Here is a 22,219-nt window from a genome sequence, read left to right as displayed (position 1 = left end):
GCCGCGCCCGCCTGGTTTCGATCCACGCCCCCGCGTAGGGGGCGACCGTTCGGGCGGCGGTCCCGGTGCCGGTTGACGTGGTTTCGATCCACGCCCCCGCGTAGGGGGCGACTCACGCTGCAAATGCAGACACAGCCGTTCGCGCTGGTTTCGATCCACGCCCCCGCGTAGGGGGCGACCAAGCCGCTGCGCTCTGACACGGCCATTGACCAGCGTTTCGATCCACGCCCCCGCGTAGGGGGCGACCCGCGGCCAACGACAGGCTGCTTGCGGCGATGCAGTTTCGATCCACGCCCCCGCGTAGGGGGCGACAACCTGCTTGCTAGTCCAGCGGGCGCCTGAGTTGTTTCGATCCACGCCCCCGCGTAGGGGGCGACTCATGCCGCCGGGCAGCGCCAAGAGCCACTATGCGTTTCGATCCACGCCCCCGCGTAGGGGGCGACTGCCAGTCAATATCCACTTGTTCAGGAACCCACAATCCCGGATCGAGCGCGAACCACTCGTGCGCCCCACTCTGTCGGGCGTCGCTCATTATGCCATAGAAGCTAAGTCGTTGACAGCGCTGCGGTGCGGACCTCCCAGGAGTTTCCTGCCCGCTTTGGGTTCGCGCACGCTCAGAACACCAGCGTCCCGTCGAGGTCCAGCGCGGGCTTGGCGCCGACATGTTCAATGCGACGGCTCGCATTGGCGCCAAGATGGTAGAAGCGCAGGCTGTCTGTGCTCTGGTCGATTTCACCGAGCAGGCGGGCACGCAGCGCAGTCCATTGTGCCTGATCGACCTCACATTCGAACACGGAAAACTGAACCCGCTGGCCGAAGTCCCGGCATGCCTTCGCAACCCGGCGCAATCGGCGGCGGCCGGCCGCGTCCTGGGTGTTCACGTCATAGGTGATCAGCATCAGCATGGCCGGTCATTTCCAAAGAAAGGGCGGGTAGCCGTCCAGGTCACCGCGCAGATGGCGGGCAAGCAGCTGCGCCTGAATGTGCGGGACCAATCCCAGGCTGACCTTCTCGTTCAGGAACGGGTGGGTGATTTCATCCTTCTTGCGCTCCTGATAGGCGGCAAGGACCGCTTTGCGGGCATCGTCCCGCAGCAGCACGGCACCGCCCTCCATATAGGTGAAATCCTTCGGCCCGATCTGCTGGCGATTGATCAGCGTCAGAACGACCCGGTCGGCCAGCACAGGACGGAACTCCTCCATCAGATCAAGGGCGAGGCCGGCACGGCCGGGACGGTCGCGATGCAGGAAGCCGACCTGCGGGTCCAGGCCGACGGATTCCAGCGCCGAGCGGCAATCGTGCCCGACCATGGCGTACAGAAAGGACAGCAGGGCGTTGCAGGCATCCAGCGGCGGACGGCGGCTGCGACCGCGGAAGCGGAAGGCATCATCGTCGCGGCGGATCAGATGGTCGAACGCACCGAAATAGGCATTGGCGGCGTCCCCCTCGTGGCCGCGCGCGACGTCGATGCTCCCCGCTTCCATCACCCGGCGCGCCACGTCTCCCAGGCGGCGCTGGGCATCGTCCAATCCCGCCCGGCCGGGCTCCGCCATCGAAGATCCATGGTCCCGCAACGCGCGGCGCAGCACCGCACGCTGGTTTGCCGCCTTCGCCGCCACGATGGCGCGGACGATGACGAGCCCGGCGTCCGGATCGTCGGCCACCCGATACTGGCGCCGCCGCAGCAGCACATTTCCACTGCACGGCCCCTCCACCCGCGCCAGGAACTTGCCGTGTTCGGTCAGGAAGGAGACCGTCACCCCGGCTTCGGCGCAGGCCCCCATCAGCGGCGGCGACATGCCGACCCGGCCGAAGCAGACGATGCCGCCCATCATGTGCATGGGCACGCGGCCGATTTCCCGCCGCTCCACCTCCACCACGATGTTGGCGCCGTCCTTGGACAGCCATGCGCCTTCGGTGGTGACGAACATCGTATTCAAATGCTGGCGCATGGAATCAGGAGTCTCCCCGGTCGGTGTCTCCACGGTCATCGGGCGGCATCGCGTCTTCGCCGTCTTCCAAGTGCCGGACAAGCCAGTCGGCAACCGGCGGCGGACGGCCCAGCCGGCGTGGGCGACAAAGCTCGATCATCGAGCAGTTCCGGCATTTGGCCGCCTCGTAGACCGGCGGCGGGGTGCGGCCCGACTCGATCATGGAGCGAACGGCGGCCGTCGTCCGTTCGGTCAGCTCCCGCAACTCGCCGTCGAGCCGGACAACGACACGCCGCCGGTTCTCCCCATAGAAGAGTGCCCCCTCGGCGATGTCCGTGTGGAACATTTCTTCCAGGCACATGGCCTGGGCGCAGAGCTGGACCTCGTCCGCCCGATGGGCCTTGGGCCGGCCGCGCTTGTATTCGACCGGATAAGGCCGCTGCTCGGGGCCATGCAGTTCGACCAGATCGGCGACGCCGGCAAGGCCAAGCCTCCGCGAACGCAACGGCATCGACCGCACCGTGCGGACGGCCCCCGCCTGTCCCGGCCGCCCGCATCCACCGCGTCATGCAGCAGCCGGCCTTCGACGGTGAAGGTGTTCTCCTGCCACTGCCGCTCGACATGGATCAGGGCGCATTGGCGGGGACAGAACAGCTGGTGCTGCAACGCCGACAGGGGAAGAAGATCATCGTCGTCCATACCGCCCCCTTCCCCGGCTGGCTGCCCGCTTGGTTCAGAACTTCTCGATCATCGTCACCCCGGTCGGCACGTGCGCCGCATCCAGGGTGATCCGGTAATCGGCGAAGCGCCGGGCCGGCGGCAGGTTGCCGGTGCCGGGGCCGTCCAGCTCGTAATCCTCGCCCTGGAAGTGCCGTTTTACGGTGACGAGGTCGAACAGGCGATGGGCGGGAGCGTTGCCGAGCGCGCTGTCATGGCGGAACAGGACCAGCTTGCGGCCGGCCATCTCGCCGCGGGCAGCCGAGCGGTCATGGTCGAAGATCCCCTCCAGCGCGGTCCACAGCAGGTCCAGGTCGTCCTCGTCGAAGCCGGTCCCCTCCGCCAGCTTGGCGGAGATGTAGCCATGGCAGCGATACAGGCCGTAGGGGACGACATGCTTGCGCCCCATGGTGCGGTTGTCGCGGCGCCCATCATCCGCCGGGTCACCATCCTTGCGCTCCTTCGCCTCCTTCTCCGAGGTGGCGGCCATGCGGGTGATCGAAATCTCCAGCGGCAGGATCGGCTCCACCGAATGGGCGAAGGACAGCTGGACCGGCCCGCGCACCTGCCCGCAATTGATGCTGGTGCTCATCACTGCGCCGAAGCTGCGGACGTCGAAGAAGTTGTCGCACATGAACTGCCGGACGGCCTTTTCCTCCGCTTCCTTGGGCGACAGCTTCTTCGCACTCTCGACGTCCTTATCGTCCGGGCGGACCGCGCGGTAGGCGGCACGGTGCTTTTCGTTCAGGATCGCCCCTTCCTGGACATAGATGCCGTAGCGCGGCTCGCCGTCACGGCTGAGCGCGGCGAAGTTGCGGATCTTCCGCTTCAGGCAGACGTCGGTCACCAGACCCTTGTTGGTTTCCGGGTCGAGCCGCGGCAGGTTGCCGGCGTCGGGATCGCCGTTCGGATTGCCGTTGGTGACGTCGAACAGATAGACGAATTCGTAGCGGTTCTGGATCGCGGACATGGTTCAATCCTCGGAATCGGTCTGTTCAGTGGCGACGGCCTGCTCGGTGGACGCTGCGGCCTTGCCGGAATAGCGCTGGTGGTAATAGCCGATGGCGAAGCGCCCCTGATCCTCGATGCGCAGCGAGCGCGGGAAGCCGCTGTCCAGCCCGCCGAGGATCTGGCTGATTTCCCCCTCGAACCAGCCACCGAGACGGGGCTTGTCGCCCTTGCGCAGCACCGCCAGATGGTGGTTGCTGTTGCGCAGCAGCATCGGGAAGACGCTCGCCGGGGTGGCCGATGCGGCACCAAAATAGCGGTCGCGGATGCTGGCGTTCACGTCCCCCAGGGCGGCCCGCTGGGCACCCTCCAGCACGGCGAACAGGCGGCCCAGCCGGTAGGCCGGGTTCGCCTCGTCTCGGTTCAGGCTCACGGGTATCTCCTCCGTCTTCTTCGTTCCCAGGCGGGAGTCGCGGTTCAGGCAGGCCCGGCAGATCGCGGCCTTGACACCATTCACCGGGTCGCCGGCCCGCATGCGGGTGATGACCGCCGCCAGCAGGCTGCGGGGATAGCGGCCGCCGGTCAGGATGGCGCGCATCACCTCCCCGGCCAGTTGCGGCGCGATGTTCTCGGTCTTGCCGAGCGGAGCGGTTTCGCGCAGCAGCATCCAGACCGCCGGCGCGGTGCGCCAGGGCGCGGGATCGATCCGCAGATCTTCCCAATGGCGGCCGACACGTTCGGCGATGGCCGCGAAGCTGTCCTCCAGCCAGAAACGCACCGACAGCCGGGCGATGTTCGGCGACAGGCCGAGAACGTAGAAGCGTGTCCGCTCATCCAGCTCCGGCGTAATCTCCCGCACCGGCCGCCCCTGGCTGACCGGAAGCAGGGCGTTGCGGATCGCCTGCGCCTCGTCGGCATCCTCGGCGGCGGGCGGACTGAGCAGATCGTGGAACAGCACCTCCGCCCTCTGGGCGGACTCCTCGCCACCGGAGGCATCGGCCCAGAACACGGTGGTCGCGTCGCCGATCACCAACCGGTTGCCACTGCCCCGCGCCAGCAGCGCATTCAGGGCGGCGCCATACCCGAAGGCCGCTGCCTCCGACACCGGCGCGTTCAGCCCTTGCTCCTTGCCATAGGAGGTGAAGGCGTCATTGTTGAAGGAGACGATGGAGGCACCGGAACTCTGCGCGTCCATCACCCCCTTGATCGCGGGATGCAGACGAGCGATCGGCTGGCGCGCTCCCGTCACCAGGCAGATACCCTCCTCCCCAGCGCCCTCGGCCACCGCCCGCTCCCAGATGCGCCGGGCGGCGGTACGGTCGTGCAGGAAGCGCGGCTCCCCCCGATCATTCCGGTCGCCGTCGAGCATGAACATGAAGTTCTGGTCGAGCATGGCGTCGGTGAAACCGCAGGCGTCGAAACGGTCGGCCGACCAGCCATCGAGGAAGCGCAACAGGGCGGCCAGCCCGGCATCCTCGGTTCCGGCCAACAGCCGACGGTGCAACTCCTGGAAGGCTGCATGGTTGGCCGGATGGGCCACCCGCTGCCGCGTCACCTTGTCCACCCCAAGGCCGAGCACGAACTTTCCGTTGTCCCACAGGAAGAAGGAGCGCGGCGTTGTCCCCGGACGCTTGAAGGATTGCGGCACCGCCGTCGGCCGCGGCTCCGACTTCTTCCCCGATAGGCTCTGCCAGGGCAGGATCTCCACCGGCTCGCCATCGGGCGACAGGACGATGATGTGGGCGATGCGCTCCGTCGAATAGCCGAAGGGCGGCACCTCGCCACGGTCGGCCAGCCGGCCATAATAGCCGTTGAGCGCGGCAAGGACGGTCATGACCGCACCTCCACCGAGTTCAGCGGCGGCACTGCCATCACTCCGTCGCGCAGCGCCGCGCGGAAGAACAGCGAGGTCATGTCGTTGGCATGGTCGATGTCGAGCAGCATCCAGCCGAGGTCGCGGTCACGCTGGTCCGGCGGCAGTTCCGACACCGGTGCGACACCATCCTCCAGCAGGGCGAAATTCGCCGGGAACTCCCGCACGCCCAGGCAGGGCTGTTGAAAGCACTGTCCGCTGGCCGCACGGCGGTTGAACATCGACAGATGCTTGGCCTCGCTGTCGCCCGGTCCGGCGCGCTCCGTCAGTTCGAAATGGGCGTGGATGACATAGGCAACGTCGACCAGCAGGGTCGCGGCGCGCTGCTGCCGGTTCTCCTCCACCACCATGCGTAGGTCCTCTACCGCACCGGCCTTCATCGCCTTGCGCACCGCCGCGGTCGGCACGCGCGATCCCACCTCGTTGCGGCGGATCGACTGGAAGCGGATCGGCTTCAGCACCTCGATGGCGTCGACCGCCCAGCGGATCGCCGGCTTCCAATGGATCGCCTCCAGGATGCCGCGCGCGGCCGAGGGTGTCATGACGTCGTAGGACACCCGCTCGACCTTCATTTCCGGCCGGGTGAAGCAAGCGCGGTCGCCCCACACGTGAAGTTTCACGCCGTAGGCCATGGCTCTCCCTCAAAAACTGCTGGTTTCGAACCGCCGGAAGGTCGGATCCTCCCAATCCAGCCCGACGTCGGGGTGGTAGAGGTCGCCGTTGACCAGCGCGACGAACTGGTCGCCGAACTCACCGCTCCGGATGCACTCCGCCGCCCCGGCCTTCAGCAAGCCGGCACGGGCCGAACGGGGAACCTGGACCAGATAGGGCTGCAGGGCGCGGGCAATCCCCCCGGTCTTGTCCGCCGGAGCGTGGAACAGGGCGTCTAGCAGGCGCGGGACGGCGTCCGGCTCACCGGCAGGACGATAGGGTACGATCACCGGCACCAGCGGCGACTCGATGATCCTGAACGCCTTCGCAATGTCGGCGAAGGGGAAGTCGTGCTTGCGCCGATGAAGACGCAGGGCGTTCAGGATACCGCGGATCGCCCCCTCCCCCTCCCCCACCAGGGCCGCATCCAGGTCCTCGTCACCGCGCAACCAGTAGACCTGCTGGAAGTAGGCGCGCAACGTGTCGAGAGCCAGCGGGTCGTCGTGGACGCGAAGAACGCTGGCGGCTGTTTGGGCGAACAGCGCCAACTCCGCCGGCGGCCGGTGGCCTTCGTCCTCCGGGCTGTCGAAGACGAAGACTCGCCCCAGCTCGGGCAACTCGCCGTTCCGGTTACAGCGGCCCGCCGCCTGAGCGATGGAGTCGAGGCCTGCCATCGCCCGGTAAACGACGGGAAAGCTGAAATCCACCCCAGCCTCGACTAGGGAGGTCGAAACCAGCCGGACGGTCTTGCCATCCTTGATGTCCTGACGGATGGCCGCCAATTCCGCTTTCCGGTGCTTGGCGCACAGGCAAGTCGACAGGTGCCTCGCTCCCTCCTCCACCGCGATCCGCCGCAGCAGGTCACGCGCATGCCGGCGGCTGTTGACGATGCACAAGGCTTGGGGTTCGTTCAGCATCCGGTCGGCAAGCGCCTCGTCGGACAATGGTTCGGCGATGGCGCTGACCATCACCCGTTTCAGCCGGCGGTACAAATCCGGCGGGTCGGGCGCCAATTCCCGCACCTTGTCCAGCCCGCCCCTGAAGCCGGCTTCCGTCGTCACCGCCGGCTGGGTCGCCGTACACAGAACCACTGAACTGCGATAGCCGCGCGCCAACTCGCGCAGCGCCTCCAGGCTTGGACGCAGGACCTTCAACGGCAAGGTCTGCGCCTCGTCCAGGATCACCACCGATCCGGCGATGGCATGCAGCTTCCGGCAGGCCGACGGGCGGTTGGAGAACAGACTTTCGAAAAACTGCACCGCAGTGGTGACGACCACCGGCCGGTCCCAGTTTTCAGCGGCGAGTCTCAGCTTGCGGGCACCGTCCTTGCCTTCATCGTCGGGGTCGCTGTCGTCCGCCGGTCCGAAATCGAAACCGCTGTGATGTTCGAGCACGGCGTCGTCGCTGCCCAGCGCGTCGCGGAAGACCGCTGCCGTCTGTTCGACCACGGAGGTGAAGGGGATCACATAGATGACCCGCCGCAACCCATGCCGAACCGCATGGTCCAGGGCGAAGGCCAGCGACGACAGGGTCTTGCCGCCGCCGGTCGGCACCGTCAGCGAGAACAACCCCGGCTCGTCGTCTGCTCTCGCCCGAACTGCAGTCAGCACCTCCGCCCGTAAACTATCGACCGCGCTGGTCCGTCCCTCAAATCGGGCCAGATGCGCGTTTAGCCGGTCACGAAGATCGGCGACCGTGAGCGTGCATCCCCGCTCGACCGGCTCATCAAGCAGATCGGAATAAAACCGCTCCGTCTCCAGCCGATCGGCATCGACGAGACAGGAAAAGAGCATGCGAATGAGGAAAGCGGCTGAGAACTCGTGCGTGAACCCCTCCGACAGCACCGGCGCAGCCAGAGCGACCGACGTCGGCGTGATGTCGAGGTCGGGCGTCAGACAGCGTACCGGCAGGGGCGTGGCGGCCCCGGCTGCCAGCCGGTCTTTCAGCGACGATAACCCACCCCCAGCAATGCCCCCGTTCGCCAGTCCAGCATGATGGCCGGCGATCCCATAAGCCATCATCCGGCCATACGGCGCAGGGTGGTTGCGCTCAGCGATGACGGCGCCCGCGGTCGAATGGTCAACGCTCGTCCCTTGGCCCCGGATATAGGATTGGAATGCGTCCCGAGCCTTGCCGATGTCATGGAGCGCGCCCATGGCCCGTGCAAGCTCTTGGCCGCCGAACGTGGCGGCAAGCCTCTCCGCCCGATCGGCGACCTTGGTCAGGTGAGCAGCCAGCGGCTCCCATAGCACTTCATCCCGCCCGGGAACAGAATGCGCGTATACCACTGCACTCATGAGATGACCCGCGATCCATCAACTCATTTGAGAGTTGTCAGCATGCGTCACGATCCGGATTTGATCAAGATTTTACGTTTTATCTCGTAAAAGAAGTTATTTGTGTACGTGCCCAGTCTCCTTAATGGCCGCAGCAGGAGTCAGCCACTGATTAGTCCCTTCCCTATCGCTGGTAACCGATCGGGCATAACCGGAACCCAGCGCCAAGAGTAGGCACCTCAACACCCTTGGGAGCCTATCTTGCCCGCTATCAGCCTGCTCGACAAATTTCGCCTTCTGGATGCAGTTGCCTGCGACCCTGATCGTAGCCGCATCGAAATCGGCATCGTCGCCTGCGTCCTCCATTGCCTCGACAACAACAGCGGCCTCGCTCGCGTTGGATTTGAGCGCCTTTCCGAACGGACGGGCGCCAGCAGGAGCGGCGTTCAACGAGGACTTAAAAATTTGGAACGCACTGGAGTCTTGCCGGTCCACAGGCGCGGTGGATCGAACAAGGAGGGCGATCGCATGGCGAATGTCTATCGCCCGAATTTCTCCTATCGTCCTGCCCATCTTCAGACCGCAGGCGATGCGAATGAGGTTTCTGGCAGCACCAGCAGCGCGGACGCTACCAGTAACGCAGACGCCGTCGACCAGGAGCGTGGGCGCACCAGACTGGTAGCGTCCACGCTCCCCTTCCTCTTCTCTCCCCGGGTTTAACCCCGGGGGAGAGGAAGAGGGGGTTACCCCACCGCCGCCTGACGCCGTCACCGCCGTTGGCGGCGCCGTCGACGGCGGGGTAACGGATGGAGACGACGCCCATATGGAACGCTTTGACGAGTTCTGGTCAGCCTGCCCCAAACGGGAGCAGCGGAAGCAAGCCATGGAAGCTTACCGAGACGCCTTGGCCTCTGGTGTCGCGACACCGTCTGTTTTGATCGCGGCCATGCACCGCTATGCGATCGCCAAGGCCCACCTGACTGACCCGAAGTACCTCAAGTTCGCGCACAACTGGCTGCGCGGGGAATGCTGGCTTGAGGATCCTCAGCCGCCGAAGGCAAAGCTGGCGAAATCACCACAGCCATCAACTGAGAAGCAGACCGAGTTAGCCCGTAAGGCGGCTATCTCAGAAGAAAAAAAGCACTCCATTAAGAATAAGAAATCAAGCAGCCCCGAAGTAGCACGGAGTCAGAGACCCAATAAAAGCAAAAATTGCAACCAAATTGTAAACAATTCCGAGCCGTCGAAGCCGAAACCTCACATCCGTATGCATGCACCTGGAAACATCATGGAACACCATCACTTTGGTCCCGTTGAGGTTCTCGATGGTTGGACCGATGACGGGTATGTAGAAGTTAAGGTACTGAAAACGGGCATAACTCGACCGGTCTTTCAGAGTTATCTTGGAAGAATCATTACGCCAAGCTGGGCAAGGTAGAATGGACGTTGAGGGATTCGGGGCCTATTAACAACATCGCTATCTAAGAACATTTTTTCTGAGTTCCACTACGACCGCAAGCTGCCTTACAGCAATCTCAAGATCCTCGTTCGACAACTCTCGGCCGAGGGCCTTGAGATTGCCTTCTAGAACAAACCGCTTATCGCTTACCTTCCGTTCAACATCTTCAAAGAAATACTGTATTGGCACATCAAGATGCCGACCAAGTTGCTCCAGCGTCTCGATCGTCGGAAAGGTGCGGCCGCGTTCAATGTTGGACACGGCTTCAACCGTCCGTCCGACCAGATCCGCCAATGCCTCTTGGGTGAGGCCGCGGGCCACCCGCGCCTCCTTGACCCTTAACCCGACACGCTGCTTCAAGCTCAATGACATGAGCCGGATCATTACGCCGTTATAGCGCCTTGACCACGATCCATCAAATCGGTATTCGTCGATCAGAATGAACCAGCGGATCGGCATGAGCCCATGCAAGCCGACAAACACATCAGCGGCGGACATATCCCCGTCAGCAGTGTCCCCATCAGCGGCAACACCGGGTTCGGCCCGCGGCCCTGCTGGTTACGCCGCTTACCTCGCCAGTCCTCAATGGCGCGCCCTGCGGCGTGATGCGTTCGCCCGCGATGGCGGGCGGTGCGTCCTGTGTAACGCGACAGACCAGCTGGAAGGGCACCACCGCGTTTACCCGCCCGGCGGCGACTGGGCCAAGGATCGCCTGGAAGCCGTGACTACGCTGTGCGCGCCCTGCCACGCGATGGTGACCGGCATGCTGCGCGGCCGCCGCTACGCCACGGCCACGGTCAATCTCCCCGACACCCAGCCAAGCCGCCCCCGTCCGCGGCTGGAGGCCCCCGATGTATCAGCCCCTGAGCTTCCAGATCACCGGCGTCTCACCCCTCCTCATGCACAACGGCCGGCTGGCCGATCCGCTAGACCCGCTGGTCAAGGACATCAAGAAGCTGAGTAGTAAGCGGCCGAAGACGGAAGCCGATTTGGAGCAGATGGCCAAGCTTGAGTTCCTCGGCTCGCTGTATCTGCATGGCGGCGAACCCTGCCTCCCCGGCGAGCTGATCGAGGCGGCGCTGATCGACGGCGCCAAGCGCAAACGCCGCGGGCCGCTGGCCAAAGCGGGCATCCTATGTGATGGCAACATCCGGCTTCAGTATGACGGCCCCCGTGAGCCGGAGGCGTTGTGGGATGATGGCCGCTTCCGCTTTCGCACCGGCGTCCGGGTCGAACGCCTGCGGGTGATGCGGGTCCGGCCGCGCTTTGACGACTGGAGTGCTGCGGTCACCATCCAGTTCATGCCGTCGCTGCTGAACGAGGATGACGTCCGGGACATCATCCGCACCACTGGCGAGGTGGTCGGCCTTGGAGATTGGCGCCCTAAATTCGGGCGCTTCACGGTGCATTGAGGGGCCGACCGGCGCCTCGATGCGACCTTGGCGTGGCATGGATCGGCGTGGCATGGCAAGGCTGGGCATGGCAGGGGAAGGGCGGCGTCAGTCGCCCTTCATGCCGCCGAATGGTCCCGGTATGATCCGACGCGGTACCGCGGCACTATCCCCCTTCGACATCACACCGAGCCATCATGACGGAACAGGCACCTCCGCCGACGGAAATGCAGGATGAGCCATGGCGGCCGTTGTTCGATGCTGTCGTCGATCGGCTGCAGCTGTCCGATCCCAGCAGGGTTGCGACATGGCGCCTCTACGTCGAGCAACTTCCGGCCTTGGCGGCGTCCCAGGCGGCCATCGACCAGACGCCCGCCCCCAGCGCGACCCGCGACCGGATGAAGCGCATCCTGGCAGCGTGCGACGCCCTGTTGGATGCCATCCAGGACGACACACCGCAGGATGGACACCTCCGCCCCGTCCCTCAGCTCCTGTGGGGCTTGGCCGCGCAGCTGGCGCCGGAGGACCCCAACGCCGCCATCATCGATGGACAGGCAGACCACGCGCTTGAGGACGCCTTCAGCGGCGTGCTGATGCTGCGGACCGCGGCTGAACTGGTGCGGGATGCCGAAGCGGACCGTGTTGCCTCCGGCGTCGGCGGAACGCGCCACAAGGCCGCGGCCGGCTACCACATGACCTTCGACTTCCTGCTGGACGTCTACGAGGCGATCAGCGACCGGCCGCTCGGTACCTCCTGGGACGACATGGGCGGAGCAGCCGGCGGGCCGCTGGTCGACTTCCTCCAGCTCTGCCTGCAGGCGCTGGGCTACACGCCGACCAAGAACGCCCTGCGCACCGCAGTGAAGCGCGCCATCAAAGCCCGGCGAACCGACCCGAACAAATCAGCTGCGCCGCAAAGCTGATCTGGCCCTTTCGGCACAAGAGTCCAGCTTTGGCACGAAGAGGGCATGACCCACCATGTCCCCTCCCCCGACACCGCCGCGTCCACCCCTCCCGATTCCGAGGCTGCGGTCGAGCGCTTGCGTGCGCTGGCGCGCCTGCTGGGCCGCATGGCGGCGCGGGAGTACCTGGCGGCTTCGGGCGAGGCGACGCAGCCCCCGAAGCCGGAATGACCAAACCCTCCTCCCGTCCCCCCGCCCTGCTGACCATCCCTGAGGTCGCCGAGCGCCTGCAGGTCAGCATCAAGACCATCCGCCGCTGGATCGCGTCGGGCGACCTGCCCACCGTCCGGCTCGGCCATCAGATCCGCATCCAGCCGAAGGACCTCGACATCTTCCTGCGGCAGCGCTGGATCAGCTGACCATCGCTGTCCATCCTTGTCCAGTAGCGTCAAGGACTTAGACGATCATCAGGAAGATGTAGCCCGCGTATTTTCGAACCAAAAACGTGCTACGTCTTCCCGATCAGGACTTCCTGTCCACTCCTGTCTTCCCGAGGCCACGGATGAGCACTTCCACCACTTCCCAATCTCAGCCCAGCTCGCCTGCGGTGCTTGATATGCCGCCGATGCGCTCCCTGGCCGACCTGCTGACGCGCGTCCTGGCCGACCCCGCCCTGCCACCGCAGCGCGCCCGGGACCATGCCTCCTCCCTGCGCCGTTTCGGCCGCATCATCGGGCGCGACCTCGCCGCCATCCCTGCCAGCTTCGATGCGCTGCGCCCGCTGATCGCCTCCGTCCATCCGGCGGCCCATAGCTTGTCGCTCAAGCGCTGGCAAAACATCCGCTCCGCCGTCAGCACCCTGCTGCGCCATTACGGCACCACCGCGACCCATCGGCGCCTCGCCTGCCACCTGCCGGAGCCCTGGTACAGCCTCCGCGCCGTGGTCACCGACCCGGCGATGCAGCGCGGTCTCGCCCGCTTCCTGCGCTACTGTGCCGACCACAACATCGTGCCGGACGCCGTGTCGGACGCCACCTTCACCGCCTTCGCCGCTTCGCTGGCGACCGGTACGCTGGTCGCCAAGCCGCAGCGGGTCGAGCGGATGGCGCGCCAGCAGTGGAACCGCGCCGTCGCCGCCGCCCTGCCCGGCTGGCCGGTTACGCCGGTGCCGGTCACCAGCAACCGGGACGACTACCAGCTGCCGTTGGACCGCCTCCCGCCGTCCTTTGCCACCGATCTGGCGGCATGGATGCGGCGGCTGTCCGGCGCCGACCCGCTGGACGAGTTCGGCCCAGCCCGCCCGTTGCGCCCCAGCTCGCTGAAGACCGCTCGGGGCCATGTGCTGCGTTTCGCCGCTGCCCTCGTCCATGCCGGCGAAGACCCCCAGGCGTTGACCACGCTGGCGGCGCTGGTGGTGCCGGAGCGCTTCAAGGCCGCCCTGCTGTGGCTGATGACCCGGCGGTGCGGAGCCAGCCCCGGTCTGATCGAACAGGCGAAGTGCCTGCTCTCTGTCGCCCGCCACTGGGTTCAGGCACCGAAGGCCGACCTGGAGCGGCTGGACAAGCTGGCCGCCAAGCTCGGTGTCCGCCGCAAGGGCATGACCGCCAAGAACCGCGCCCGCCTGCGCGCCTTCGACGACCCCAAGCACCTGCTGGCGCTACTCACCCTGCCGGAGCGGCTGATGGACAAGGCCGACCGCGTGAGCGCACCCGGCCGCCGGGAAGCCCTGATGGCGCAAACCGCACTGGCGGTTCAGATCCTGCTGCTGGTGCCGTTGCGCCGCCTCAATCTGCTGCGGCTGGACGTCCATCGCCATCTCTGTCGCAGCCGTTCCGGCCGTCACGCCGTCGTCCATCTCGTCATCCCGGCCGAGGAGACCAAGACCAGCCAGCCAATCGAGGCGGTGCTGCCGGAGCCGCTGGTGCGGATGATCGACCACTTCATGACGCGCTATCGTCCGTTGCTGACGTCGGACAGCGGCGGCCTGCTGTTCCCCGGACGCGACGGCGGCTGCAAGCACATCACCGCTTTGACGGCGCAGATCGAGCGGGCAGTGCGCGACCACACCGGCCTCGTGGTCAATCCCCACCTGTTCCGCCACCTCGCCGGCAAGCTCAGCCAGCAGTTCGATCCCGGCAATTACGAGCTGTCGCGCCAGCTCCTCGGCCATCGCTCCACCGATACGACGGTGACCTACTACACCGGTCAGGACACTGCCGCCGCGGTCGCCCGCTACGACGCCAACATCCTGGAGCGCGCCCGCTCGCTTCGCGGCCAAGTCATGGGGCGCTAAGGCGATGAGCAAGACCTCCGTGACGATCGACCGCCGCAGCATGCCGGTCAGCGCGTGGCCTGAGCAGGACCGCGCCTTGTGGCAAGCCGCCTGCGAAGCTGGCGGGCCGCTGGATGACGCCGGTGCCGCCATCCACTGGGCGCCCGCGACCCGTTGCAGCCGCGCCGCCAACTACGGCCGATGGCTCACCTTCCTCGACCAGCAGGGTATGCTGATGCCGGATGCCGCTCCTGGCGACCGTGTGACGCCGGACATGGTGCGCAGCTACATCGACCTGTTGCGTCCGACCTTGGCGCCCCTGACCTTGTGGACCACCATCGACCAACTCGCCGCCATCATGGCGACCCTGGCGCCCGACGCCGATTGGGAGTGGCTGCGCCGTACCGCCGGTCGCCTGAAGCGTGGCGCCGCAAACCAGCGTCCGATCACACCGCGCATCCGCAACGCTGCCGACCTTTACCAGCGCGCCCTCGCCGCCCTTGCCGGAATCGACGGCAAGCCCGAAGCCCGGCCGTTCGCCCATGCCACCGGCTTCCGCGACGCCCTGATGTTCGCCCTCACCATTTCACGGCCGATCCGCCGCCGCACGTTGGCCGGTTTGCGGGTGGGGCAGCATCTCCGGCCGACCTCCGATGGCTTCTTGATCCAGCTGGAACGCGAAGACCTCAAGTGCGGCGGTCCGATGAGCTTCCCGCTGCCGGCCAGCTTGGAGCCCCACATGGCGCGCTATCTCGACCAGCACCGGCCGCGGCTGCTGCGAGGCCACGCCCATGATGCCCTGTGGATCACCCGCGACGGGCTGCCGATGACCCTCAACGGCGTCTCCAGCCGCTTCGAGCGCGCCACCCCGGCCGTCCTCGGCGAGCGGATCAATCCGCACCTGCTGCGCCACTGCGCCGCGACCAGCATCGCCCTCGACGACCCGCAGGGTGCCCGGCTGACGGCGGCGCTGCTCGGCCACAGCACCCAGCGGACCAGCGAGCGCCACTACACGATGACCAAGGGGCTGGAAGCCAGCCGCCGCTATCAGACCACCCTCACCGATCACATCACCCACCTGCGCCGCGCCGTCCGCGGCGAGCGCCCGTAGGAGCCCATGATGCGCGCCGTCATCTACGCCCGTTACTCCAGCGACCAGCAACGCGAAGCCTCCATCGCCGACCAGATCGAGGTCTGCCGGCGCTATGCCGAGCGCCAGGGCTGGACCGTCGTCGACCACTACAGCGATGCCGCCCTCAGCGGCGCCAGCCGTCATCGTCCGGCTTTCCAGAAGCTGATGCGTGAGGCCGGACAGCGCCGCTTTGACATCGTGCTGTGTGAGGCAATCGACCGCCTCGGCCGCCGCCTTGCCGACACCGCTGACCTTCAGGACCGCCTCGCTTTCCACGGCGTGCGGCTGTTCACCCCGCAGCTCGGCGAAATCACCACCATTCATGTCGCGGTCATGGGCATGATGGCGCAGGTCGCCTTAACAGACTTGGCGGACAAGACCCGCCGTGGTCAGCTCGGCCGCGCCATGTCCGGCCGGATGCCGGGCGGCAAGGCCTTCGGCTATGACGTGCTGGAGGGTGACGCCGACGGTCGCGGCAAGCGGCGGATCAACCCGGCGGAAGCCGAGGTTGTCCAGCGCATCTTCCGCCTGTACGCCGACGGCGCCAGCCCGCGCGCCATCGCCAAGCGCCTCAATGCCGACGGGGTGCCCGGCCCCGAGGGCCGGCTTTGGCAGGACACCACCATCCGCGGTCAGGTCGAACGGGGCACCGGCATCCTCAACAACGCGCTCTATGCCGGCCGGCTGGAATGGAACCGCTGCTCCTACGTCAAGGATCCGGAAACCGGCAAGCGGGTTGCGCGGCCCAACCCGCCGGAGGCCTGGGAGGTGGTGGAGGTGCCGGAACTGCGCATCGTAGATGCCGCATTGTGGGAGCGAGTGAAGGACCGGCAGGCGTCGATCAGCTTCGAAATCGGTCGCGATGACCAGGGCAACGCGCTGAACCGGGCGCACCGCCGCAAGTTTCTGCTGTCGGGGCTGCTGACCTGCGGGTGCTGCGGCGCCGGCTACACCATCATGGGCAAGGAGCTCTATGGCTGCGGTGGTCGCCGCCGCAAGGGCAATTGCGCCAACGACCGCACCATCAGCCGCTTTGACATCGAGCGGCGGGTCCTCACCGGGCTGAAAGAGCGCCTGCTGGCGCCCGAGCTGGTCCGGGAGTTCGTCGACAGCTTCCGTGCCGGCGTCGAAGCGGCAACGGCCGACCGCGAAGCCAACCGCCGCACGCGCGAGCGCGAGCTGACGGCCGTCGAGCGCAAGATCGCCGGCATCCTGAAGGCGATCGAGGATGGGCTGTACCACTAGTCGATGAAGGAGCGCCTGACCATCCTGGAGGCGGACAAGGCCCGGCTGCTCGCCGCGGCCGAGGAGCCCGATGCGGACCTGCCGTCGGTCCTGCTGCACCCCCAGCTGTCGGACCTCTACCGCCGCAAGGTGGAAGCGCTGGAGGCCGCTCTTGCTGGCGGCGAGGACAGCGCCGAGGCAATGGAGATGGTGCGGATCATGATCGAGCGCGTCGTGCTGACGCCCTCCCCTGCCGGAGCGGGGTTGGACGCCGACCTGCACGGCGAGTTGGCCGGTGTCCTGGCTGTCTGCGAGGGGGCCACTCAGATGAGCAGAACCCAGACGCACGAACGCCCCGGCTCTTTCGAACCGGGGCGTCAAGTGTCGGTGGTTGCGGGGGCAGGATCTGGCCTTTACCGAACGATGGGTCGCTCTTGAGCGCGGCAGGATTGATGCCCCGCTTCCCTCCTCAATAAGGACGGTCGCCGAGAACGGTGGCGCGGTGCATGATGCGCCGGTGCGGCGCATAGTCGTTCACCGCATAATGCTGGGTCGACCTGTTGTCCCACAACACCAGATCATCGGCTTTCCAGCGCCAGCGCACCGTGTATTCGGGCCGGCTGATATGGTCGTACAGAAAATCGAGGATCGCCGCACTTTCGCGGTCGCTCAGCCCGACGATGCGCGAGGTGAAATTCTCGTTCACGAACAGGGCCTTGGCTCCGCTGACCGGGTGGGTGCGGATGACCGGATGCACCACCGCCGGGTGCTTGTCCCGCGCCGCCTTCCAGCGCGCATGGGTCTCCGGATCGCCATTGTGCCGCCATTCCGGGAAGGAGCGGGTGAAGTCGTGCAGGGCCTTCAGCGGCTCCAGCAGGCGGCGGATCGGTTCGGACAGGCCGTTGTAGGCGGCGATGTTGCTGGCCCACACCGTGTCGCCGCCGCTGGGCGGAATGAGCTTGCCCGACAATGCGACGATGGCCGGCGGCGTTTCAATGCAGGTGACGTCGGTGTGCCAGACGTCGTTGTCGCTCGGATTGTGCGGACCGGTGTCCAGCACCATGATCTCCGGCTGCTCGGGCACCTTGGGATAGATCGGGTGGATGTGCAGCTGACCGAAGCGGGCCGCGAAGTCACGCTGCGCCTGCGGCGTCAGCGGCTGGTTCTCGAAGAAAAGAACCTGATGGGCGACCAGCGCCCGCTCCAGCGCTGCCGCCTCGCTGTCCGACAGCGGGTGGGTGAGGTCGATACCCTCCACCCGCGCGCCGATGGCGGGGCTGACGGGCGTGATGGTCAGAGTGGACAAGGCGATGTCAGGCATGGCGATTCCCCAAAATCTTGTTGTTCGTCAGAATGCGTTCTTATGGTTTGCCCGCCTCAGGACTTGCCCTTCCAGGGCACCAGCCAGGCTTCCAGCAGACGCATTCCATAGGAAAAGGCGAAGGCGAAGGCGGCGATGATGCCGATGCCGACGAAGACGACGTCGGTGGCGAGGAAATGCGAGGCGGACATGATCATGAAACCGATGCCGCGGGTGGCGGCAATCAGTTCCGCCGCGACCAGCGTGCTCCAGCCGACGCCGATGCCGATGCGCAGCCCGGTCAGGATCTCCGGCAGGGCGCTGGGCAGCACGATGGTGCGGAACAGCTGCCAGCGGCTGGCACCCAGCGACAGCGCGGCGTTCACCCGCTCGATCGGCAGCGCCCGGACGCCGGCTTGGGCCGACAGGCAGACCGGCGCGAACATCGCCAGCGTCAGCAGGACGATCTTCGACACCTCGCCGATGCCGAGCCAGATGATCATCAGCGGCAGATAGGCCAGCGGCGGCAGCGGCCAGTAGAATTCGATGGGCGTGTCGAAAATGCCCTTGGCCCAACGGTTCAGCCCCATCGCCAGCCCCAGCGGAATGCCGAATGAAGCGGCAATGACGGCGGCTGCGAAGATGCGGAACAGGCTGGCCGACACATGCTCCCACAGGGTGGCACCGGCATAGCCATCCTCGAGGACCGCCAGGAACTGGGTCGCCACCTCCTGCGGCGTGGGCAGGAACAGCGGCGGCACCAGCCGGTACTGCGCGACCAGGAACCATGCCGCCAGCAGCAGGGCGGCGGTGGCGAGGCTGATCGGCCCGGTGCGGGCACCGTCCAGTCCGAAGGGATGGAGCCGGACGATCCTGGGCCGGTCCGCTGGACTGGCGACGCGGTCGCCGGGGCGGGCGATGTCGGTCATTGCAGCACCTTCCGGCGGGGTCCGTCTCGGCGTGCGGCCGATGCACCAGGGAGCGGATCTCGTCGTAGAGTTCGGCGAATTCCGGCGCCGACAGGATGGCCCGCACGTCGCGCTCGGCGGCGAAACGGCGGACGAAATCCAGATCGAAACGGGCGACGATCCGACCGGGGCGCGGCGACATCACCACCACTGTCGTGCCGAGGAACAGCGCCTCTTCGATGGAATGGGTGATGAAGAAAATGCGCTTGCCGGTGCGTGACCAGACGTCGATCAGCAGTTCCTGCATCTGTTCGCGCGTCAGGCTGTCGAGCGCGCCGAAGGGCTCGTCCATCAGCAGAATCTTCGGATCGGTCGCCAGCGCGCGGGCGATGCCGACGCGCTGGCGCATGCCGCCAGACAGCTCATGCGGAGCGGCGTCGGCGAAACCTTCCAGCCCGACCAGCCCCAGCAGATCCTCCGCCCGTTCGCGCCGCTCCCTGGCGGGAACCCCGGCGAAGCGCAGACCGAGCGCCACATTGTCGGCGACGCTGCTCCAGGGCAGCAGCGTGTCCTTCTGGAAAACCACGCCGCGGTCGGCGCCGGGGTTGGCGACAGGCCGGCCGTCCAGCGTGATCGATCCTTCCGACAGGGGCAGGAAACCGGCGATGGCGTTCAGAAGCGTCGATTTCCCGCAGCCCGATGCCCCGAGCGCCACGACAATGCTGTTGGCGTCGATGTCGAGCGACGCGCGGTCCAGCGCATGGACCACCCGGCCGTCGCGGGCGGAGAAGAAGACGCTGGCGTTGCGGACCTGGAGCATGGGCGCTCTCCTGTCGGCGGCCGGATCGAGAGCCGGATAATCAGCGGATATCTTTGACATATTCCGCGGTGACGAAGCCGCCGTAGCTGGGCAGCACGGTGGTGATCTTCTTCTGCTCCTTCAGGAATTCGGCAGTGTCCTTCAGGATCCTGGCGGCACCTGCGGAATCGTTGCCGGCCAGCCAGGCGGTTGAGGCCTGCACCTCCGCCGGGACCAGCGACAGGTTGGTCAGCGCCGACGCCTGATCGGACGGGGTGCCGCCCAGCAGCTTCGCCAGCGTCTTCGCATTCTCCGAATCCGGACCCCAGGCCGCCTTGTCGTTGCGGAAGGAGGCGCTGTAGCGCTCGATGGTGCCGGCGAAGTTTTTCAGGAAGGCGGGATTGTACTTGGCGAAGGCGGCGGTCGCCACCCAGGCGGTAAATGTGGGAGCGCCGCGGTCGGCAACCTCGCGCGAGGTCAGCAGCACCTTGCCGGTCTTCTTCAGTTCGGTCAGCGCCGGGTCCCAGACGAAGGCGCCGTCCAGGTCGCCGCGGTTCCAGGCGGCGACGATGTCCGGCTGCGGGATGGCGAAGACCTGGGCGTCACGCTCCGTCAGCTTCTCCTGCTTCAGGACGGCGAGCAGCTGGTAATGGTCGGTGGAGACCGGCGCCGCGGCCAGCTTCTTGCCCTTCAGGTCCGACGGCTTTTCGATGCCGGACCCGTTGCGCACAACCAGGGCTTCGTCGGTGCCGGAGATGGTCGCGAGGTGGAACGCCTTCACGTCCAGCCCGCGGCTGACCGCTGCGGCGAAGGGACTGGAGCCGACATAGCCGATCTGCACGTCGCCCGAAGCGATGGCGGCGAAGATCTCGGCCCCCGAGTTGAACTTGCGGAAGTCGATCTCGGTACCGGTCGCCTTGGCGAAATCGCCGTTGGCGATGGCGACTGAGGAGGGAAGCGCGTCGGTTTGATAGCCGACCACGACCTTGCCGGATGCGGCTTCGGCAGTGAGGGGAGCGGCAAAGGGAGCGATGGTCGCCAGGGCGGCATAGAGGAAGGGGGCAGAATGGGCTTCATCGTCGTGTTCCCCGTCACGGTGTGAATGCCGGCATGCGAGCGCCGGAAATCCGAATGTCCGGGAACTCTAAGGCGACGCTCGCGCCGTTGTCACTATAAAATCTACTTTCCTATGGGGAAATAGTTTAATATACCTTATTATTGGTGTTGAATATGGCGTACTGAGCGTCGCAAGGCGCTACGGCAACCCGGATTTCCGTCCTTCCGCCACCGGGCGCGGTGCAGATTCCGCCAAAAACATTGTCCGATACGAAGCTGGCGCTTGACCTCGCTCCATTTTCCTATTTTCCTATAGGTTATTAATAAATTACACGTCTGCGCTATGTGATTTCCCGCAACCGTTCGGAAAAGCCTGTGACCCCACCACCAGACTAAGGAGTTCTGCCATGCAGGGTTTGAATGATTTCGACCGGATGGTGATGGCGTCGCTCTGCCCTTCCGGCGCGCTCGTGCTGCCGCTTCTGCCGCCCGATGGGCCGGCGGCCGATCCGCCGGCCGGGATGAGCGGCAATGGCGTCGCAGACCATGGCCATGGGGATGGCGGCGGCCATCAGGACGGCAGCCTGCTGCCCATCGGTCTCGGCATCGTCTCGGCCATTCTCCTGGCATCGCTGGCGGCGCTGGCCTGATCGGGCCGCCGGCCGCTCATACACTCTCCAAACCCCGCGGGGCCGCCTGCCGTAAGCCGGTCGTGACCCAATCCCCTGACGGAGCCCGCTCCCATGCCGGACACCCATCTTCCTGTCACCGAGCAACCGCCCGACGACATCGCTCTGGCGACGGACCGCCTGTTCCTCAGCGCCCGCACGCCGCAGTCCTGGTCCGACCGGCCGGTCCCGGCGGAGACGCTGCATCGCCTCTATGAACTGGTCCGGCTGGCGCCGACCGCCTTCAACGGCAGCCCGGCGCGCTTCGTCTTCCTGACCACTCCGGAGGCCAAGGACCGGCTGCGCCCGGCGCTGAGCCGCGGCAACCAGTCCAAGCTGACCGCCGGCGCCATCGCCATCGCCGCCTATGACCGCCGCTTCTTCGAACATCTGCCGCTGCTGAGCCCGCATTACGACCCCTCGCCGATGTTCGTCGACGAACCCTCGCTGGCGGAGACCACGGCGTTCCGCAACGGGTCGCTGCAGGCCGGCTACCTGATCCTGGCCGCCCGGCTGCTGGGGCTGGATGCCGGACCGATGTCCGGCTTCGATGCCGAGGCGGTCGATGCGGAGTTCTTCGCCGACGGCCGCCTGCGCACGAACCTGCTGGTGGCGCTGGGCCATGCCGACGGACAGCCGTCGCGCCCGCGCGCCCCGCGGCTGGACGTGTCGAAGGCGGTGGTGATCCTTTGAGTCCAATGCCGTAGCGGCC

22 protein-coding genes, 2 pseudogenes and 1 CRISPR repeat array (1 of these 25 cut by a window edge) are annotated in these 22,219 nt (G+C 66.3%); of the genes and pseudogenes, 12 read left to right on the top strand and 12 right to left on the bottom strand.

The window, feature by feature from the left end; translation table 11 throughout:
- A CRISPR array of direct repeats spans nt 1–443; the repeat unit is 32 nt; unit sequence GTTTCGATCCACGCCCCCGCGTAGGGGGCGAC; it reaches 1,520 nt to the left of the window's first position.
- Between the two features lie 171 nt (nt 444–614).
- The 7 genes and pseudogenes from cas2 to AB8P05_RS16055 form a co-directional block, all read right to left on the bottom strand.
- Nucleotides 615–905: a CRISPR-associated endonuclease Cas2 gene (cas2, locus tag AB8P05_RS16085; protein ID WP_472760054.1), complete on the bottom strand. Its 291-nt coding sequence runs from the start codon at nt 903–905 to the stop codon at nt 615–617.
- A 6-nt stretch (nt 906–911) separates the two neighbouring features.
- Nucleotides 912–1,952: a type I-C CRISPR-associated endonuclease Cas1c gene (gene cas1c, locus AB8P05_RS16080; RefSeq protein WP_472760053.1), complete on the bottom strand. Its 1,041-nt coding sequence runs from the start codon at nt 1,950–1,952 to the stop codon at nt 912–914.
- Between the two features lie 4 nt (nt 1,953–1,956).
- A pseudogene (gene cas4, locus AB8P05_RS16075) lies at nt 1,957–2,630 on the bottom strand (CRISPR-associated protein Cas4).
- Nucleotides 2,631–2,664: 34 nt separating this feature from the next.
- Nucleotides 2,665–3,618 carry a type I-C CRISPR-associated protein Cas7/Csd2 gene (cas7c, locus tag AB8P05_RS16070; protein WP_472760052.1) on the bottom strand — a complete coding sequence of 318 codons (954 nt, stop codon included), beginning with the start codon at nt 3,616–3,618 and terminating at the stop codon, nt 2,665–2,667.
- A gap of 3 nt (nt 3,619–3,621) precedes the next feature.
- A complete protein-coding gene (gene cas8c, locus AB8P05_RS16065; protein ID WP_472760051.1) occupies nt 3,622–5,430 on the bottom strand; it encodes a type I-C CRISPR-associated protein Cas8c/Csd1 in 1,809 nt (602 codons plus the stop codon).
- On the bottom strand, nt 5,427–6,101 hold the full coding sequence (gene cas5c / locus AB8P05_RS16060) for a type I-C CRISPR-associated protein Cas5c (RefSeq protein WP_472760050.1): 675 nt from the start codon (nt 6,099–6,101) through the stop codon (nt 5,427–5,429). Before cas5c ends, cas8c begins: the two co-directional genes overlap by 4 nt.
- A 9-nt stretch (nt 6,102–6,110) precedes the next feature.
- Entirely contained in the window at nt 6,111–8,417 is a 2,307-nt protein-coding gene (locus tag AB8P05_RS16055; RefSeq protein WP_472760049.1) for a CRISPR-associated endonuclease Cas3'', read from the bottom strand.
- Nucleotides 8,418–8,657: 240 nt separating this feature from the next.
- Between AB8P05_RS16055 and AB8P05_RS16050 the strand changes: the two genes are divergently transcribed.
- A complete protein-coding gene (locus AB8P05_RS16050; RefSeq protein WP_472760048.1) occupies nt 8,658–9,116 on the top strand; it encodes a hypothetical protein in 459 nt (152 codons plus the stop codon).
- Between the two features lie 103 nt (nt 9,117–9,219).
- Complete coding sequence (locus tag AB8P05_RS16045; RefSeq protein WP_472760047.1) at nt 9,220–9,834, top strand: hypothetical protein; 615 nt, start codon at nt 9,220–9,222, stop codon at nt 9,832–9,834.
- A gap of 39 nt (nt 9,835–9,873) precedes the next feature.
- Here the strand turns inward: AB8P05_RS16045 and AB8P05_RS16040 are convergent, their stop codons facing one another.
- A complete protein-coding gene (locus AB8P05_RS16040) occupies nt 9,874–10,353 on the bottom strand; it encodes a helix-turn-helix domain-containing protein (protein ID WP_472760046.1) in 480 nt (159 codons plus the stop codon).
- A 353-nt stretch (nt 10,354–10,706) separates the two neighbouring features.
- Here AB8P05_RS16040 and AB8P05_RS16035 point away from each other — a divergent pair, with 353 nt between their 5' ends.
- The 8 genes from AB8P05_RS16035 (at nt 10,707) to AB8P05_RS16000 (ending at nt 17,214) form a co-directional block, all read left to right on the top strand.
- Complete coding sequence (locus AB8P05_RS16035; protein WP_472760045.1) at nt 10,707–11,267, top strand: hypothetical protein; 561 nt, start codon at nt 10,707–10,709, stop codon at nt 11,265–11,267.
- Nucleotides 11,268–11,443: 176 nt separating this feature from the next.
- The gene (locus AB8P05_RS16030) at nt 11,444–12,169 is read left to right on the top strand and encodes a hypothetical protein (protein WP_472760044.1); all 726 of its coding nucleotides are present in this window, start codon (nt 11,444–11,446) and stop codon (nt 12,167–12,169) included.
- 45 nt (nt 12,170–12,214) lie between these two features.
- Complete coding sequence (locus tag AB8P05_RS16025; protein WP_472760043.1) at nt 12,215–12,379, top strand: hypothetical protein; 165 nt, start codon at nt 12,215–12,217, stop codon at nt 12,377–12,379.
- Nucleotides 12,376–12,567, top strand: coding sequence for a helix-turn-helix domain-containing protein (locus AB8P05_RS16020; protein WP_149270952.1), 192 nt, complete (start codon nt 12,376–12,378; stop codon nt 12,565–12,567). The genes AB8P05_RS16025 and AB8P05_RS16020 overlap by 4 nt, the downstream gene beginning before the upstream one ends.
- A gap of 197 nt (nt 12,568–12,764) precedes the next feature.
- The gene (locus AB8P05_RS16015) at nt 12,765–14,441 is read left to right on the top strand and encodes a tyrosine-type recombinase/integrase (protein WP_472760042.1); all 1,677 of its coding nucleotides are present in this window, start codon (nt 12,765–12,767) and stop codon (nt 14,439–14,441) included.
- A gap of 4 nt (nt 14,442–14,445) precedes the next feature.
- Nucleotides 14,446–15,531, top strand: a complete 1,086-nt coding sequence (locus AB8P05_RS16010; RefSeq protein ID WP_472760041.1) for a tyrosine-type recombinase/integrase — start codon at nt 14,446–14,448, stop codon at nt 15,529–15,531.
- Between the two features lie 6 nt (nt 15,532–15,537).
- Nucleotides 15,538–16,797, top strand: coding sequence for a recombinase family protein (locus AB8P05_RS16005; protein ID WP_472760040.1), 1,260 nt, complete (start codon nt 15,538–15,540; stop codon nt 16,795–16,797).
- Between the two features lie 3 nt (nt 16,798–16,800).
- Entirely contained in the window at nt 16,801–17,214 is a 414-nt protein-coding gene (locus AB8P05_RS16000; RefSeq protein ID WP_472760039.1) for a hypothetical protein, read from the top strand.
- Nucleotides 17,215–17,245: 31 nt separating this feature from the next.
- Here the strand turns inward: AB8P05_RS16000 and tauD are convergent, their stop codons facing one another.
- The 4 genes and pseudogenes from tauD to tauA form a co-directional block, all read right to left on the bottom strand.
- Nucleotides 17,246–18,097 carry a taurine dioxygenase gene (tauD, locus tag AB8P05_RS15995; protein WP_455173450.1) on the bottom strand — a complete coding sequence of 284 codons (852 nt, stop codon included), beginning with the start codon at nt 18,095–18,097 and terminating at the stop codon, nt 17,246–17,248.
- Nucleotides 18,098–18,153: 56 nt separating this feature from the next.
- A complete protein-coding gene (locus tag AB8P05_RS15990; protein ID WP_472760038.1) occupies nt 18,154–19,005 on the bottom strand; it encodes an ABC transporter permease subunit in 852 nt (283 codons plus the stop codon).
- 40 nt (nt 19,006–19,045) lie between these two features.
- Nucleotides 19,046–19,804: pseudogene (locus AB8P05_RS15985) on the bottom strand (taurine ABC transporter ATP-binding protein); the annotation flags it as partial.
- A 40-nt stretch (nt 19,805–19,844) separates the two neighbouring features.
- Nucleotides 19,845–20,825 (bottom strand): taurine ABC transporter substrate-binding protein, encoded by a 981-nt coding sequence (gene tauA, locus AB8P05_RS15980; RefSeq protein ID WP_472760116.1) that lies wholly within the window; start codon nt 20,823–20,825, stop codon nt 19,845–19,847.
- A 421-nt stretch (nt 20,826–21,246) separates the two neighbouring features.
- Between tauA and AB8P05_RS15975 the strand changes: the two genes are divergently transcribed.
- Nucleotides 21,247–21,489 carry a hypothetical protein gene (locus tag AB8P05_RS15975; protein WP_472760037.1) on the top strand — a complete coding sequence of 81 codons (243 nt, stop codon included), beginning with the start codon at nt 21,247–21,249 and terminating at the stop codon, nt 21,487–21,489.
- Nucleotides 21,490–21,582: 93 nt separating this feature from the next.
- Entirely contained in the window at nt 21,583–22,200 is a 618-nt protein-coding gene (locus AB8P05_RS15970) for a malonic semialdehyde reductase (RefSeq protein WP_472760036.1), read from the top strand.
- The last annotated feature ends 19 nt before the right edge of the window (nt 22,201–22,219 follow it).

The organism is Azospirillum sp. VT-I1, from assembly GCF_055698305.1.
The sequence above is the reverse complement of the archived record's forward strand: the minus strand, read 5'-3'. Positions and strand labels throughout refer to the sequence as shown.